The organism is Streptomyces sp. NPDC086549 (assembly GCF_044746205.1).
Lineage (GTDB): Bacteria > Actinomycetota > Actinomycetes > Streptomycetales > Streptomycetaceae > Streptomyces.
The window spans coordinates 225856-239946 of the sequence record NZ_JBIVBS010000003.1 but is presented as its reverse complement, the minus strand read 5'-3'; the positions used below and the strand labels follow the sequence as shown (position 1 = coordinate 239946).

Genomic DNA, 14091 nt, shown 5'->3' with positions numbered 1-14091 from the left:
CGAGGTGGTGCTCGACACCCAGAGCGTGCACGCGGCGGCCAGGGTGCCCGCGGAGTCGACGGGGCGTGATGCGGCAAAAAAGTACCGGGCCGCAAGCGCGGCCTGGCCGCTGACGTGTTGGGCCTGGTGATCGCGGTGGCGGTGCTCGCCGCGTCCGTGCACGACAACGCCGCAGGCATCGCGCTCCTGGACAGGGTCGCCGCTGATACCGACACCGTGGAGAAGGCCCTGGTCGACCAGGGCTTCAAGAACGCCGTCGTCGCGCATGGGCAGACGGTGGGCATCGAGGTGGAGATCGTCGAGCGCAACCCGGCCCGGACCGGGTTCGTGCCGATCCCCAAGCGGTGGATCGTGGAGCGCGCCTACGGGATCTTGATGCTGCACCGCAGGCTGGTGCGCGACTACGAGCACCTGCCGCGCAGTTCGGAGTCGCGGGTGTACTGGGCGATGACTGCGGTGATATTGCGCCGGCTGACCGGGGCCACCGCTATGGCCTGGCGCAGCGCATGACCGGCGGGGAGCTGACCCTCGGGGCGGTGCTGGCGCGGCTGGAGGAGCGGGAACGGGAGATCGCCGCGCAGGCCGAGGCGACGAGGAAGGAGATCGCGCAGCTGACCGCACGGCTGGACGAGCTCGGCCGGGCCGCCGAGGAGGTCCGGATCACCCGCAAGACGCTGCTGAAGCTGCCCGATCCGCAGCCGCACGCGCCGCCGGCCCCGAAGCTGCCGGACCATCCGGCCTACCAGCAGATCATGGCGGTGTTCGCCGCGGCCGACACGCCGCTGCGGGCGCGGCAGGTGTGCGAGGCGATGGACCTGGAGATCACGCCCAACAACATCAACAACACCCGCCTGAAGCTCAAGCGGCTGACCGAGCGCGGAATCCTGGTCGAGACCGAGCAGGGCTTGTTCACCCAGCCGCGGCCGTAACCGCCCGGCGACGCCACGGCCGGCCCGCTTACCCTCCCGAAAGGGCGAAACGGACACCAAATCGCATACCGCTCTCTGAGAGGGCGTTGCACGGAGCAACGCGATGTCCGATCTGCAACAGGGCTGCCGTGCAGGCCATGGCGGGCCTCGATGAGAGCACGGTCAGAAGCCGGGGGCGGAGCCGGCGAAGAACCACAAGGCGGCTGTGTACCACATCAGTGCGATGGCGGTGACCAGGGCGCCGCCGGCGGCCGGAAGCGCCCAACCGGGCAGTCGGCGGCTGTGTACCACCAGCACTTTGGCGACGAACGCGCCGTACAGGACGCAGCCCGTGATGGAGTGCACCGCCACTCGGCTGTTCGTCAAATCGACTCCGTACGCGGTGATGCAGTGGTAGGAGATGGGCAGCGAGAGCAGAAAGGCAAGGAGGCCGATGAGCCGGTGTGCGGGGTGCACCCGGTGCGGTGCGGCCCCCGCTCCCGGTAGGCGCCGGTACATCCACAGTCCGAGCAGCAGTTGGACGACCGCGAGTGCCATCAGAGCGCTGCCCAGGCGCGCCTTGAGATCGATGACGCCGACGCCGTGCTGCCCGAACAGGCCGCTGGTGTAGTCGGGTGTGTGCGTGCGGCCGAACGCATACACCCCCACCGCGACCGCGACCGGCAGCAAAGCAGCCAAAAAGCCCGCCACCGTTCGTGCGGGACGCCGCATCCGCGCGCCCGTGTGCCCGGTCATCAGGCCCCCATCAATCGGGTTCGGCCTTGCTGCCGGATGCGTTTGCGACGTACCACTGTGACGCCGGACGCGCTGGTTTCCTCGCCGTTGGTGTCACCGGCCGTCGTGTCACCCGCGAAGCAGTGCAGCGGGTGACCGGTGTAGGTCACTTGAGTGATGCCGTTGGAGCGTTTCGCGGTGCTGATCAGGTTGCTCCTGGCAAGCGGGGCCGCCTTGGGCGTGCCGGAGGTGAGCGGCGGCGGCCAGGCAAACGCGTATGCTCCGCCGCCGGTCGGCGTAGTCGGCTTGACGGCCTTGGGGAGGTAGAGCGTGCGCCCCTTGGCGTCATCCAGGATGGGGCCGAGCTTGCTGGAGTGCACCGTGGCCGTGCCAGTGGCGGCGGCCGCGCTGCCGGGTGCGGCCGAGCCGATGTATAGGGGGATGCCGACTGACAGCGCTCCAGATGTGGGCCTGGGACAGGCGGACGAGATCGTCCGGCTGGGAGTGCCGCTTGCAGCAGCAAGCGGCACGGCGGAAACCGCCGGCAGTGCCGCCGCGGCCATTTCTTTCATGAGCGCTCCATGGTGTCGGACGGCGCATCCACGCAGCCGCGGGAAACGACCCCAGCGGACCTGTTCTCCCAGTTGGCCCCGGGTGCTCGGGTCCTGTCCACTCCAACTGGCCCGCCCGGGCAGACGCTGCTCCATCGGTGAGGACCCCGTTTACCTGACTTCGGCTCGTCAGACATCTCGACGCCATGGGGTGTCTGACGAGCCGGAGTCAGTAGGAAGCCAGGACTTCTTGCGGGCGGACATCCGGCCTGCCGGCCAGCAACTGCGGGCCCTCGGTGCGGAGGATGGCCGCTCTTTGAGCGTGGTCCGAGCCAGTGGTACCCGATGCGCCGGGACCACTGGCTTCTGGCCACTGCCATGCTGCGCATGGTTGTCGCGCGGTGGGGGCGGTCAGAGATGACGCGCCACGAAATCGGCCACCTGGGTGCCGAGTTGCTGGCTCGCGCGGTTGTCGAGGGAGGTGTGCTGGCCGGACCAGATCCGGCTGAGCCACGCTTCGGTGGCGGCGTCCTGGAAGCCGGCGAAGGTTCGGGTGACGCCCTTCGATGTCACCGCGAGATGATGCCGCGCACCGTAGAACCCGGCGAGCGTCGTTGCCGCCGCCTGGCTGAGAGCGCCGTGAGCGCCGGGATAGGACGGATCCGGTGCGGTCGGCAGCAGGGGGGTCCAGTTGGGATCGCCGACGATGCTCGGGTTGTAGTGCGTACCGCCGAGCCGGATGGCGGTCACGGGCCGCCATACGCGGTAGGCGTACTTGGCGTCGTACATCGCGATTGTGGTGTCGGCGAGGGACAGGTCGAGCCGGGCGAAGACCTTCACCGCCTTCTCCAGGCTCGCGTTCTGGGAGGTGACAAGGCCCTGCGCGACCTGGTTCCAGACGTTCCAGACGGGCGCCGCCGCCCAGAACTTCGCGGCTGCCGTCTGATCGGGGGTGCGGGTGGTACTGGTCTTGCTCCCCAGGCTCTTGACCTCGTTCAAGGCGCTGGCGTAGGCGGCGCCGCTCACGGCCGGCGGCGGTGCCGGGCGGAACTGGCGTCCGTCGGCCAGCACGAACGGCTTGACCGAGCCCCAGTTGGTGAACACCGGTGCCGGGAACTTGGGAGGGGTGGGCCGGTAGTCACCGGCCTTGTCGCCGGGGCGGAACCGCGGCGGCTTGGCCGAGGACCCATCGTTGGACCGCAGGCTGATCAGTCGGCGGGCGACCGCGGCTCCCACACCAATGCCCGCCTGCTTGCCCGGGCCGCCCGGAATCGCGGACAACTGGCTGCTCAGCAGCTGGTCCACGCCTGCGCGCTTGGCCGGGTACAGGGCGACCAGCACATCGTGGGCTGCCTGGTCCGCTGCGGCATCCGCACGAGCGCCTCCTGGCGCCGACACCGAGAACACGTAGGCGGGGCCGGCCCGGGTGATCGATACCACGGCGTCGTACTCGGCGGCCTGGAGAAGCGCGAAGCTGCGCGTGGGCTGGACGGTGGACGGCTGCGCCTTCGGATCGCTGAGGATGGTGATGAGCTCGCGGTTCCACTCCACGACCGACTTCCCCGACCCCGTCGCGGCGGTGCGCAGGGCCGGCGAGTGAGCGGTGGTGGACCCGAAAGCTGGGCTGGTGAGTCCGGCTGCCAGCGCGGTTCCGGCAAGTATGGCGAGTGTCTTCTGCTTTCCACCCATGTTCTGTGGCTCCTTGTCTCTGGTGGCGGGCTGTGGCAACTGGCGGTCATGCACGTGGCTCATCTGGGCCGGCCACGCGAGCGTGATGGTGTCGGGGTGGTGCGGGCCGGCCGCCAGGTCGGGATGGCGGCGGTCGTGGAGGAGGAGTTGTTCGGCGGTTTCTGCGGCAGCCGCGACCGGGCCGGGGCCGGGGCCGTCCAGGGCCATCCGGTCCATGAGGGCGGCCCGCCGTAGCAGCCAGGCGCGTTCGGCGGCCGTCGCATCGATCGGGGAGCCGGTGAGGGGCCTGGCCTGGCGGCGGTCGCGTTCGGCTCCGAGAGCGAGCACTTGATGCATCTCGCGCCGCAGATCCGGCGCATTCGTGTATGCCTCGTGCGGGGGCGGGACGCTGATGTCTTTGCCGCTGTTCGGGGTGACGTCCACGCTCACACCTCCGCCGGAACGCAGGAGCCGGCGCCGCAGCGTCGACACAGCACCGTGTCGTGGTGAGGGCCGCCGTGATCGAGGGCCGATGGGTGTGCCACGGACCGCATGGGTACCTGGGCCGGGCCCGGGCAGTTGTCGACGGGGCACGGCTTGTGGGTTGCGAAGGCCCACTCGGCAGGGGCGTCGGGTGACCCGGCCCTGTGCCGCAGTGCCGGCCCCGGCAGGGGGGCGCGGCTCGTGCGGAGCGTACGGTCCGGTCATGGCGAGCACCTCAGGCAGGCGTGGACTTCGCGGCCGCTGCGTGTCTGGTGGATCTCGGTCGAATGGGCGAGGTACTGGACGATGCCGGTGCCACGGCCGTGTTCGTCGGGGGCGACCTCGGAGCGATGGCGCTCCACGGCCGCGCCGGAGTCGGTGACCACAATGTGCAGAGCGTCGTGGTCGAGGGCGAGCAGCAGGGCCATGCGCTCACGGCCGTACTGGGCCGCGTTGGCGGCGAGTTCGTCGACGATGAGAACGGCGGAGTCCCGCTCGCTCGCGGGCACACTCCAGGTCTCCAGCAGATCGGCCGCGAAGTGACGAGCGGCGGAGACGTGCGCCTCCTGCGCCGGCAGGGTGAGCAGCGCCTGGCGGCGGCAGGGCCGGCCGAGCAGTGAAGTCGGGCTGGCGGAATCGGTCACAAACATGGTCTTCTGACTCTTCTGTGGATGTGCGGAGACCGGAACGGGGCGAGCGCAAACAATTTCGGAGGCGGTCGGTAGGCCGGATCCTGATCCTGCATGGGCGCGCTCAATCAGTTCCACGGACGACGTATGCCGGACGGTTCGAGCTATTCGCCACTTTTGTTCGGATTCTTGCGAGTCGTGTCAATGTCGGCGCCTGTCTGGGCTCAGCCGCCGCTGCCCAGAGCCCACTGCCGCACGGCCGGACCGGGCACCGACAGCTCGGTCCCCTCGCCCGTGGTCTTCCGGACGGCCCTGCGGGAGCGTCGCGCCGTAGAACGGGACCGACATCCCTGCCCGCATCTCGGCTGGGTCGCAGTCCTCGGCGTGCAGACGTGCTGGATCCTCTTCTCCGGGCTGTACGGACTTCGGGGAATAAGAAGAGTTGTGCACGCCCCGTCGGCCCACTCATGCATGAGGTCAGCTGCGGACTGGGCCGGTTCGCCGGAGCGGGACGAGAGTGACCAGGGCCCGGAAACCGTCGGCGCGTCTCGGGAGCCACTACGGAGGTCGCGTGACGGAAGCGGGCCAGAGCCCCACGACCGAGCTGCAGAACTGCCCCGATACCGACACAGTCCCCCGATGACAGGTCGTGCAGGCGAAGCAGCCGCAGCAGCTGACCGGCCCCGCGATGTGTGGCACCACAGCGGCCAGATCGATCGGATGGCTGCTTGAACCCGACCCTCGACCCGCTGGTCGTGCACCCGGACGGCCTTCACCTTGATCAGCCTGGCCGCGGGGATGATGTTTCCCGGCCGGTGGCGGCCTCTTCGACCACCAGCCGCCTCCGCGCGCTTGGTGCCGATCAGCCCCTCGGCCATAGAGGTGCCGGTGTCGGCCTCCAAGGCCGCCGCGCTCATCGGCCGGGAGCCCTTGTCGGACGGTCTCGCCGATCCCGGAGCTGTGCGGTGTGGCGGCATCGGGGGACGACGGTGATCACGAGCGTGCCTGTACAGCCGATGTCCCGATCGCAAGCCCTCTCGCTGGCCATCGGCTGGACGTCCTGTGCGCGCTCCTCCAGGCCCGGTCCACCGGTCTTGAGGCGGCCCGGTTGTTGTCGACTGCCCGGGGCCCCTCGCCGCTGAGGGCCCGGCCTTTCGAAGGCGACGTCTTCTTGGCCTCTTGTGCCACCATCCGCTCACGCCCGGCTGCCGTCGTCATGTCACTGGGCGGCCGGGCCGTCCCGTGACATGACCGCCATGGCCTGCCTGGCCTCACGCTCGGATGGTGACCAGCTTCTGACCGTTGCCTGCGAGGATCTCAAAGTGCTCGATGGCTCCCGGAGCCATGGCGACCGCTCCTGGGATCGTGGTGCCGGCAGGGTACTCGCCTGCCCGCCAGGTAGCGCCGTCCGTCCTGGCCCCGCCGGGCCCGACCGCCTGGAGCCGGCAGGTGATTCCGGCGGGTGCCCCCCTGGCGGAGATCTGCAGAAGACTGCCCCAGGCAGAGGGCGAGACCTTCACCGAGGCGGAGACGCCGGTGGTGGGATCGCTTCCGGAGAGAGTGCGCCAGATAGTCGGCGCGATCGGCCCGGGCGGCGTCGCCTGACTGCCCACGGATCCGATGGCCGCCAGCCATGTGCCGCCTGCCGCTGCCGCGATGAACGTCAGCGAGACTGCAACGCCGGCCAGTTGCAGACGCCAGGACTTGCGGCGCCGGGCCGCGGCCTGCTGGAGCAGCCTCTCCAGCACACCCCCCTCTGGCGCCTGCGACACCACGGGCGCGGCGGGCCGTTCGTGCAGGGAGCCCTGCGCGCTTTCGGCTGCCCGTGCCACCAGCCGGCCGGTCAGGTCCCTGTCAGCCGTCGGCACCGTCTGGCCTGAGGCTTCGGCTTCGGTCACCGTCCCCAGCAGCGCAGGCAATCCCGCCAGCTGGACGTGTTCGGCCCGGCATTCGGCGCATGCCGCGAGGTGGACGCGCACCTGTTCTATGTCCGCCGAGGGCAGCGTGCCCAGGACGTATCCTCCCAGCGTCAGCCGAAGGGCGTCGTGCTCCGCACTCATGGTCGCCACCTCCTGCCCGCCACGGTCATGGCTCGATGCCCCGTTCCTGCAGCGCCAGCCGCAGGGCGTGCAGGGCGTAGTACGTCCGCGACTTCACGGTGCCCAGCGGGATAGCCAGCACCTGTGCGGCCTCCGCCATGGTCCGGCCCCGGTAGTAGGTCTCCAGCAGGACGGCGCGGTGGTCCGGGGACAGTGACCGGATGGCGTCGGCAACCGCCCAGCTCTGCAGTGCCTGCTCGATCTGGTCCTCGCCCGGCGTCTGCTCGGCGGCCCGCTGAAGGGCCTCGCCGCCGGCCTCGGCCGGTCTGGACTGCCGGGCCCGGTGGGCGTCGATGACCAGGTGCCGGGCGACCGTACACAGCCATGCCCGGGCCGGGCCGCGTGCGGGGGCGAACGCGGCGGGATGCTGCCACGCTCGCAGCAGTGTCTCCTGCACCACGTCCTCTGCCCATTGCCAGTCTCCTGAGGTCAGTCGCAGCACGTAGTGGAACAGGGCTCCTGCGTGCTCCGCGTACAGAGTGCGTAGCAGTTCCTCATCTACGGTCGAAAGCGTCCCTCTATCAGAGACACGGTGCGCGGAGCGATCCGGATCGGTCCTTGGACCACGCTTTCGGGAACTCCAGGGCATAAGACGATCGTCACGCATATGCGCCGCTTTATCCTGTACGAGCAGCCCCGCGCCGGTCACGCTCTGTGCGCGTCGCGGGTGGCATGTCCTTGCGGCGTTACGGCCTCACCAGGATCAAGCATGCGTGGGCCGGGGGTCGGCTGGTCCGCGGCGATCCCGCTTTCTGAACTGCACGACGCCCCTCCCCAGACAGCCCGCACATCCACGGCGTGCGAACCGTCGTGCCCCGCAGCCGCGGATCATCCGGCACGTACGATCAAGTCGAGCGGCGCCGCGCAGGATCAACACCAGAGTGCGACCACCCCGTGAAGCCCAGGACCACAGGCCCCAGGGGCCGTGAGCAGCCAAGCATTCTGGCCTCGTCGCAACGGCGCGGCGCGACGGAAAGCCGAAGCCACTGCTCCCGCCAATCACGGCACACCGTCGCAACCCACCACACGCAGAGCCCCCATCGGCATCAGCCGACGGGGGCTCCTCACCTCTCACAGTGTTGCGACGACCACTGGAATCCGCCCAGACCGGCCGGGCTTCGTCGTGCTGTCAGCTGTCACGCGCGAATCACACACCCCGTGGACGCCCTCCCGGCACAGGATCCCGAAACTGGACATACACGTCCGCATAGGACTGGATGGACGGCCCTGGACGGCTTCTACGACATGTGCCATGTGGTACCCAGTGAGGGACCGAGGATCAGGACGGGAGCCTCTTCTGGCCCGTCAAAGCGGTATTGCAGGGTGTTCGACGGTGTCTCACTCACGCCTCAGACCCTCTCACGTATCACGGACGCGGCTGTAACGGGGGATGCTGGATACCGTCCTGACCAGGTTGAAGACCTCTCGGGCGGCATATCGCTTGAGGCATCGGATGATCTCACGCGGGGTCTTGCCCTCCTGGCTGCGGCGTTCGTAGTACGCCTGGGTGCGCGGGTCGTGGCGCAGCCGAGTGAACACGATGCGGTGCAGGGCGGCGTTGGCCTGCCGGTCGCCGCCATGGTTGAGCGACACGAGCTCCGCCGGCCCGAGGAGTACTCGATGGGGCTGACTCCGCACAGGGCAGCGAAGGACGCCTCGGTGTGCAGCCGCTCGGGGTTGTCTCCCATGGTGATCGGTAGAGTGACGGCGCTGTCCGGGCCGATACCCAGGGGCGTGAGCAGCTGCTGGGCGTGGCGTTCGACGAGCCGGGTCAGGCGCTGATTTCAGCTCATCGATCTGCCCGGTGAGTTGCTCGATGCGCTGGGCCAGCAGGCTCAGGGTGATGCGGGTCGCCTGGGCCACGGCGTCCTCGTCGTCCCCCTCGCGCAGGCTGAAGCGCGCGCACGTGCGGAACAGCTCGCGGTTGCCCAGACTGGACAGCCGTTCCCGCAAGGCCGGGTCGGCTATGACCATGACGGCCTTGAGCTGGTTGACCGCTTGGGTGCGGGCCTTGACCGCGGAGTCCTTGGCTAGTGCCCCGGCAGGCAACGTTCGCCCCGTCGCGACGCCCGGCACGCACTCTCGCCGCACCGGCCGAAAGCCCAAGTACGCCCAGTACGAGGGCTTCCGTCCGGCACTCCCCCAGCCTCCGGCCGGGGGGGGACCCCCAGAGCACGCACCGGACGCCGCTCCTTGACGGGCAAACGTTGCCTGCCGAGGCTCTAGTTTGAACATCCGGGCGCTGTGCACCGGGCCGTCGCCGGATTTTGCCCGGGCCCGGGCACGACCAGTGAGCACGGCCCGTGCAGCAGCCTGCGCATCGAGCGGGTCCGACTTCCCGAGCAGACGGCGGGCCGTGCGGTCGGGCCGGTTCACTTCGTACACCTGGACATGTTGAGCCGGCAGGTAGCGGGACAGGACCGCGCCGAAGGTGCCGGTGCCTTCCACACCGGCCCGGCGCACCGTCCCCAGCTTGCGGGCCCGGACGAGCATCCGACGGTAGCCGGCCGCCGTGGCAGGAAAGGACTGGGAGCCCAGGACCTTCCCCAGCGGGGAGACCACGGCAGCAACATGAACCTCGCCGTGCGTGTCCACGCCCAGGACGACCTCGCTCGGGACAGGAGAATCCGTGCTGGTGGAGGAGGTGCTGCGCTGTCCGGTCGTCATGGTGGTTCCCCTCCCGCATGGTGACGCGCTGGTGGATGGCACCGGCCTGCTCGGGCGGTCTGAACCGTGATGGCGCCTGATCCTCGGCAAGCCCCCTATGGGGACACGCCCTGTGGCTCGGTACCAGCAGGCACCATCCCGCAACGACAGTCGACAAGCCCGTCACGGGACACTTCGGTCATAGATCTCGGTACCGCGGCCGGGAACGGCTCGCCGGAGTCTCAGACCACCCGCCGGATGGCGGGTCGACCTCGCAGTCGCCCGGAGGTCCCGGCACCGGGACGATGCCGGGGAACCCATACCCGGAGCGCCCGAGGACTGATGCGGCACCGCACGGGAGTCGGCAGGCTGACGGCTTCGCCGTCCAGACCGGCCGGGAGGACGGGGCCGTGCCGAGTTTGTCGTCCCGATAGGCGGGGTCCTGTACCAGGGCGGCACAGGCGCCGAACGACACGTTTGCGTCAGCCCGGCCCACACCACTGGCGGCAGCGGAACACCCGGCGAGGAGGTCTTCTCGTTTTCCCGTGACTGGGCTGGGCACCCGATGACCATGGCGACGCGTCCGGTTCCGGTGCGAACCATCCTCGCCACCATCGGTCTGGTGCTCGCCACCTACGGCATACTCGAGCTGGTGGTCCAGGCTCGCCGTGTCTTGATCTGGGCGGTCATCGCGGTGTTCTTGGCCGTCTCACTTCATCCAGCGGTCGAAGCGCTGCACCGACGGGTGCCGCGGTGCCGACGGTCGGTGGCCACCTTGCTGGTCTTCCTGGCTGCGGCCGCGGCCGTCGGCGCGGTGGTCGCCCTGTTCGTCATCCCCCTGGCCCAGGAGGGAAGCCGGTTCGCCGGTCGTCTGCCCACGATGATCAGGGACGCCCAGGCCGGCCGCGGGCCAGTCGGTAGCCTGCTGGAGAGGATGCATGCTCTGCGGTATGTCCATCAGCATCAGGCGCAGATCCACGCGTTCGCGACCGGACTGAGCACGCCCGCCTTGAAGTTCATCCGCAGTGCCGCGAGCACCGCGGCAGGCGCTCTCACCATTTTCGTCCTGGCCTATCTGATGGTGCTGGAGGGCCCCAAGGCCATAGATCGGTCGCTGTCCCTCGTGGACGAGGCGCCCGCGGCCCGGATACGCCGCGTCGGAGCCGCGTGCGCCCGTACCGTCAACGGCTACCTGACCGGAAACTTGCTGATCAGCGTCATCTGCGGGCTCCTGACCTACGTGATGCTTCTGGTTTCCGGAGTGCCGTTTGCCGGCCTGCTGGCCCTCTTCGTCGCCCTGACCGACCTCATTCCCCTGGTGGGGGCCACCATAGGGGCTGTCGTCGCCTCCACGGTGGCGTTCGTCCACTCCCTGCCGGCCGGCATCGGAGCCATCGTTTTCTTCATCGTCTATCAGCAGGCCGAGAACCACCTCCTGCAACCGGTCATCCTGTCGCGGAAGGGGATGTCATGGCGCCCGCCTCCTCCTGGGAGCCGTGGTCACGTCCGTACATGTCCATCGTCACCCGATCAGCCTCATGTTGCTCGGTGGGAATGTTTGCTCACCGGGACCGGGGTCCGTGGCCCATGAGGCATGCCGAGCGTCCCGTTCAGATTGACGACGGCAATCACGCGTGGGGGGTGATGACAGCACGTCCCTGAATCCTGCGTCGTGCAGGAGCTGGTACGCCTCGTTGGCGCGTTGCAGGGGGAAGTGCTCGACCAGCACCTTGATCTTCTCCTGCTGGGCGAGCGTGATCACATCCATCAGTTCGGTGAGGGAGCCCCAGTAGGGCGAGGCGACCGAGCACCCGTGCGGCGGGCTGGAGAAATCGACGGGCAGGGCTGCGCCGCCGAGGCCGACGATGGTCAGGTGGCCGAGCATCCTGGCCACCTGGGCAGCCATCCGCAGCGTCGGGTCCGTGCCGACCATGTCCAGCACGAGCTGAGCGCCCTGCTGCGCCGACATCCTTGATGCGCGCGATCGCTTCGTCGCCCGAGAGCAGAGCCTCGTCGGCGCCCATACGCTTGGCGGTTTCCAGCTTGCCGGCGTCGGTGTCGACGGCGACGACGGTGGTCGCCGCGCTGAGCGCGCGCAGGATCTGGATGGTCATCTGGCCCAGGCCGCCGGCCCCGATCACGACCGCGGTCGAGCCCGGTCCCAGCAAGTGCAGCGACCGCTTCACAGCGTGATAGCGCGCACGACGTCGGCGATCCGGATGAGCGGCACACGATAGATAGTGGAAGATATGTCCACTTCTGATGAAATAGTCAGCCGTAACAGCTTGGCCGTCAAGTCCCTCAAACATGATGAGGCGATCAGATGTGCGATCCGCAGCGGCCACTGGTGCGCTGCCGCGGCGTTGAGGATCGTGCCGTTGCTCCGCCCCCTGCCCACACTGCATCGGCCCAGGACTGTCGGTGGCCTCTGCCGGCCGGCTGGGGTCGGGTCGCTTCCCCGCGGACAGGCTTTCCGCAGCGTGTTTTCCGCAACAGCGCGTTTGCGATCGCGGTAAGGCGGGACGATCATTTTTTTAGGGCCCAACGGCCCCTGCCGGGCCTTGATACCGACGCCATCGGATGCCGTATGTGACGCTCACAGCCCATACGTGGCACGCGGAGGTGGCGAGGTGCAGGAGGCTTGAGAACCGCTCCATAGCTGCAGGAACGTGTCGATGGTTGCCGTGGGGCGGGAGGCAGAGCGGAAGGAGTCTGCCCATGCGCATCGTCGTGGACCTGAATCGATGCCAGGGATACGCACAATGCGTGTATCTGGCTCACGACGTCTTCAGGTTGAGTGGTCAGGAGGCGCTCACCTACGAGCCGAACCCTGATGACGAGCGGCGCCTGCAGGTCGAGCGAGCCGCTGCGGCATGCCCCGTGCAGGCGATCGTGATCGACCGCTTGGACGGCGCGGAGGGGAGCGCGACGTCATGACGTTGCCGGCAACGGTCGCAGAGCTGGTGCGCGAGTTCAGAGCCAGTGGCCGGATTGTCATCGTGGGTGCATCTCTGGCCGGGCTGCGGGCCGCGGAAGCCCTGCGCGAGGAGGGCTTCACCGGTCCTCTGACCATTATCGGGGACGAGCCGTACGAGCCCTACGACCGTCCCCCGCTGTCCAAGCAGGTGCTCAAGGGCTGGGTGCCGGCCGACCACACCAAGCTGCCGCGCATGCGGGAAGTGGATGCGCACTGGCGGCTCGGGGTGGCCGCCACCGGGCTGGACCGGGCGGCCAAGCAGGTGCGCCTGGCCGACGGTGAGCAGGTCCCGTACGACCGGTTGCTGATCGCCACGGGCACCCGCGCGCGACAGTGGCCGAACCCCGCCGAGGCCGCCCTGCACGGGGTCCACACGATCCGCTCGCGGGATGATGCTGCACAGCTGCAGAAGGCGCTGGCCGAGTCACCGTCGCGGGTCCTGGTCATAGGCGCCGGGTTCATCGGCTCGGAAGTGGCCTCTGTCTGCCGCGAATTGGACATCCCGGTGACCGTCGTCGAGCGGGGTTCGGCGCCGCTGGTCGGCGCGCTCGGCGGGGTGATCGGGGAGATCGCCGCGCAGATGCAGCGCGATCACGGCGTGGACCTGCGCTGCGGGCTGGGGGTGTCGTCGCTGGAGGGCGACTCCGGCGGGCACGTGCGGCGTGCTCAGCTTTCGGACGGCGCCACCGTGGACGCCGACGTGGTGGTGGCCTCGCTGGGGTCGATCCGCAACGTGGAATGGCTTGAGGGCTCGGGGCTGGCGGCCGGATTCTGGGGCGTGGGGTGCGACGCCGGTGGTCGTGCCTTCGACATCAACGGCGTGGTCACCGACAGCATCTACGTGGCGGGGGACGTGGCGCGTGCGCCGCATGTGCTGTACGAGTACCAGTTCCTCGCGATGGAGCACTGGGACAACGCCGTTTTCGGTGCCGAGGTCGCGGCCCACAACATGGTGAACCTCGAGCCCCACTATCGCCCGCATCTGCTGCTTCCCGGCTTCTGGTCCGGTCAGTTCGGCGTCAATATCAAGTCCGTCGGCGTGCCGCCTTTCGGTGACGAGATCGTCTTCACGCAGGGATCCGTCTCGGAGCGCCGTTTCGCCGCCGCCTACGGTCACCGGGGTCGCATCGTCGCCGCCGTCACCTTCGACCACGGCAAGTGGCTGGAGTACTACGGAAAGCTGATCGAGCAATCCGGTCCGTTCCCGCCTGCGCCGCCGGGCTGGGACCAGCCGGCCGACACGAAGCCGATGCCGGCCGAGTTCCCGGAACGTGGCGCCCCCGGAGCCGTACCCGACGTCGTCCTGACCGGCCACGACCCGGGCGAGCGGACGGCCGAGTTCCGGCCTCGGCGTCACTGACGCGCCCGCCGGGTCAACCCGTGTGAGCGGACAGC

Annotated in this window: 12 protein-coding genes and 4 pseudogenes; 5 read left to right on the top strand and 11 right to left on the bottom strand. The window is 69.1% G+C overall.

What is annotated here, in order from left to right; translation table 11 throughout:
- Nucleotides 1-4: 4 nt before the first annotated feature.
- Both ACIPSA_RS12050 and ACIPSA_RS12045 read left to right on the top strand, forming a co-directional pair.
- Nucleotides 5-510, top strand: a pseudogene (locus ACIPSA_RS12050) (transposase); the annotation flags it as partial.
- Nucleotides 507-929 (top strand): hypothetical protein, encoded by a 423-nt coding sequence (locus ACIPSA_RS12045; RefSeq protein WP_402632356.1) that lies wholly within the window; start codon nucleotides 507-509, stop codon nucleotides 927-929. The pseudogene ACIPSA_RS12050 and the gene ACIPSA_RS12045, both read left to right, overlap by 4 nt.
- Before the next feature lie 162 nt (nucleotides 930-1091).
- Here ACIPSA_RS12045 and ACIPSA_RS12040 read toward each other — a convergent pair whose 3' ends face one another.
- From ACIPSA_RS12040 to ACIPSA_RS12000, 9 genes and pseudogenes are all read right to left on the bottom strand, one after another.
- Nucleotides 1092-1664: a DUF6529 family protein gene (locus ACIPSA_RS12040; RefSeq protein WP_402632353.1), complete on the bottom strand. Its 573-nt coding sequence runs from the start codon at nucleotides 1662-1664 to the stop codon at nucleotides 1092-1094.
- On the bottom strand, nucleotides 1664-2215 hold the full coding sequence (locus tag ACIPSA_RS12035) for a hypothetical protein (RefSeq protein ID WP_402632350.1): 552 nt from the start codon (nucleotides 2213-2215) through the stop codon (nucleotides 1664-1666). The genes ACIPSA_RS12040 and ACIPSA_RS12035 overlap by 1 nt, the downstream gene beginning before the upstream one ends.
- A gap of 390 nt (nucleotides 2216-2605) precedes the next feature.
- Nucleotides 2606-4306, bottom strand: a complete 1701-nt coding sequence (locus ACIPSA_RS12030; RefSeq protein ID WP_402632347.1) for a vanadium-dependent haloperoxidase — start codon at nucleotides 4304-4306, stop codon at nucleotides 2606-2608.
- Nucleotides 4307-4566: 260 nt separating this feature from the next.
- Nucleotides 4567-4989 (bottom strand): ATP-binding protein, encoded by a 423-nt coding sequence (locus ACIPSA_RS12025; RefSeq protein WP_402632344.1) that lies wholly within the window; start codon nucleotides 4987-4989, stop codon nucleotides 4567-4569.
- 1256 nt (nucleotides 4990-6245) lie between these two features.
- Nucleotides 6246-7034, bottom strand: a complete 789-nt coding sequence (locus ACIPSA_RS12020; protein ID WP_402632341.1) for a zf-HC2 domain-containing protein — start codon at nucleotides 7032-7034, stop codon at nucleotides 6246-6248.
- 25 nt (nucleotides 7035-7059) lie between these two features.
- The gene (locus tag ACIPSA_RS12015) at nucleotides 7060-7662 is read right to left on the bottom strand and encodes a sigma-70 family RNA polymerase sigma factor (protein WP_402632338.1); all 603 of its coding nucleotides are present in this window, start codon (nucleotides 7660-7662) and stop codon (nucleotides 7060-7062) included.
- A gap of 655 nt (nucleotides 7663-8317) precedes the next feature.
- Nucleotides 8318-8419 (bottom strand): annotated as a pseudogene (locus ACIPSA_RS12010) (3-oxoadipate enol-lactone hydrolase); the annotation flags it as partial.
- A gap of 3 nt (nucleotides 8420-8422) precedes the next feature.
- Complete coding sequence (locus tag ACIPSA_RS12005) at nucleotides 8423-8761, bottom strand: transposase (RefSeq protein WP_402633742.1); 339 nt, start codon at nucleotides 8759-8761, stop codon at nucleotides 8423-8425.
- Between the two features lie 604 nt (nucleotides 8762-9365).
- A pseudogene (locus tag ACIPSA_RS12000) lies at nucleotides 9366-9740 on the bottom strand (transposase); the annotation flags it as partial.
- A gap of 550 nt (nucleotides 9741-10290) precedes the next feature.
- Between ACIPSA_RS12000 and ACIPSA_RS11995 the strand changes: the two are divergent.
- Nucleotides 10291-11310 (top strand): AI-2E family transporter, encoded by a 1020-nt coding sequence (locus ACIPSA_RS11995; RefSeq protein ID WP_402632335.1) that lies wholly within the window; start codon nucleotides 10291-10293, stop codon nucleotides 11308-11310.
- Here the strand turns inward: ACIPSA_RS11995 and ACIPSA_RS11990 are convergent.
- Together ACIPSA_RS11990 and ACIPSA_RS11985 are read right to left on the bottom strand one after the other, a co-directional pair.
- Nucleotides 11242-11652, bottom strand: coding sequence for a hypothetical protein (locus ACIPSA_RS11990; RefSeq protein ID WP_402633815.1), 411 nt, complete (start codon nucleotides 11650-11652; stop codon nucleotides 11242-11244). The genes ACIPSA_RS11995 and ACIPSA_RS11990 overlap by 69 nt on opposite strands.
- A 40-nt stretch (nucleotides 11653-11692) precedes the next feature.
- Nucleotides 11693-11833, bottom strand: a pseudogene (locus ACIPSA_RS11985) (hypothetical protein); the annotation flags it as partial.
- A gap of 604 nt (nucleotides 11834-12437) precedes the next feature.
- Here ACIPSA_RS11985 and ACIPSA_RS11980 point away from each other — a divergent pair.
- On the top strand, nucleotides 12438-12656 hold the full coding sequence (locus ACIPSA_RS11980) for a ferredoxin (RefSeq protein ID WP_402632332.1): 219 nt from the start codon (nucleotides 12438-12440) through the stop codon (nucleotides 12654-12656).
- Nucleotides 12653-14056 carry an NAD(P)/FAD-dependent oxidoreductase gene (locus tag ACIPSA_RS11975; protein WP_402632329.1) on the top strand — a complete coding sequence of 468 codons (1404 nt, stop codon included), beginning with the start codon at nucleotides 12653-12655 and terminating at the stop codon, nucleotides 14054-14056. The genes ACIPSA_RS11980 and ACIPSA_RS11975 overlap by 4 nt, the downstream gene beginning before the upstream one ends.
- Nucleotides 14057-14091 lie beyond the last annotated feature (35 nt).

Coding starts and splice junctions, on each gene's coding strand:
- ACIPSA_RS12035 (WP_402632350.1), bottom strand. CDS start 2,215: ATGAAAGAAATGGCCGCGGCGGCACTGCCGGCGGTTTCCGCCGTGCCG.
- ACIPSA_RS12040 (WP_402632353.1), bottom strand. CDS start 1,664: ATGACCGGGCACACGGGCGCGCGGATGCGGCGTCCCGCACGAACGGTG.
- ACIPSA_RS12015 (WP_402632338.1), bottom strand. CDS start 7,662: ATGCCCTGGAGTTCCCGAAAGCGTGGTCCAAGGACCGATCCGGATCGC.
- ACIPSA_RS12045 (WP_402632356.1), top strand. CDS start 507: ATGACCGGCGGGGAGCTGACCCTCGGGGCGGTGCTGGCGCGGCTGGAG.
- ACIPSA_RS12020 (WP_402632341.1), bottom strand. CDS start 7,034: ATGAGTGCGGAGCACGACGCCCTTCGGCTGACGCTGGGAGGATACGTC.
- ACIPSA_RS11990 (WP_402633815.1), bottom strand. CDS start 11,652: ATGGTCGGCACGGACCCGACGCTGCGGATGGCTGCCCAGGTGGCCAGG.
- ACIPSA_RS11980 (WP_402632332.1), top strand. CDS start 12,438: ATGCGCATCGTCGTGGACCTGAATCGATGCCAGGGATACGCACAATGC.
- ACIPSA_RS12005 (WP_402633742.1), bottom strand. CDS start 8,761: ATGGGAGACAACCCCGAGCGGCTGCACACCGAGGCGTCCTTCGCTGCC.
- ACIPSA_RS11975 (WP_402632329.1), top strand. CDS start 12,653: ATGACGTTGCCGGCAACGGTCGCAGAGCTGGTGCGCGAGTTCAGAGCC.
- ACIPSA_RS11995 (WP_402632335.1), top strand. CDS start 10,291: ATGGCGACGCGTCCGGTTCCGGTGCGAACCATCCTCGCCACCATCGGT.